Origin of the sequence: Sphingobacterium anhuiense (assembly GCF_042686355.1) — a bacterium.
GTDB lineage: Bacteria > Bacteroidota > Bacteroidia > Sphingobacteriales > Sphingobacteriaceae > Sphingobacterium > Sphingobacterium anhuiense.
The window spans coordinates 1-528 of the sequence record NZ_JBHUPE010000028.1 but is presented as its reverse complement, the minus strand read 5'-3'; the positions used below and the strand labels follow the sequence as shown (position 1 = coordinate 528).

1 rRNA gene is annotated in these 528 nt (G+C 48.7%); it reads right to left on the bottom strand.

What is annotated here, in order from left to right:
* Nucleotides 1–528 (bottom strand): 16S ribosomal RNA (locus tag ACFS6I_RS24465); the annotation flags it as partial.

Genomic DNA, 528 nt, shown 5'->3' with positions numbered 1-528 from the left:
GAGCTGACGACAGCCATGCAGCACCTAGTTTCGTGTCCCGAAGGACTGATCCGTCTCTGGATCATTCACTAACTTTCAAGCCCGGGTAAGGTTCCTCGCGTATCATCGAATTAAACCACATGCTCCTCCGCTTGTGCGGGCCCCCGTCAATTCCTTTGAGTTTCAATCTTGCGACCGTACTCCCCAGGTGGATAACTTAACGCTTTCGCTTGGACGCTTACTGTGTATCGCAAACATCGAGTTATCATCGTTTAGGGCGTGGACTACCAGGGTATCTAATCCTGTTTGATCCCCACGCTTTCGTGCATCAGCGTCAATACTAACTTAGTGAGCTGCCTTCGCAATCGGAGTTCTAAGACATATCTATGCATTTCACCGCTACTTGTCTTATTCCGCCCACTTCAAATAGATTCAAGTCCTACAGTATCAAAGGCACTGCGACAGTTAAGCTGCCGTCTTTCACCACTGACTTATAGGACCGCCTACGCACCCTTTAAACCCAATAAATCCGGATAACGCTTGGATCCT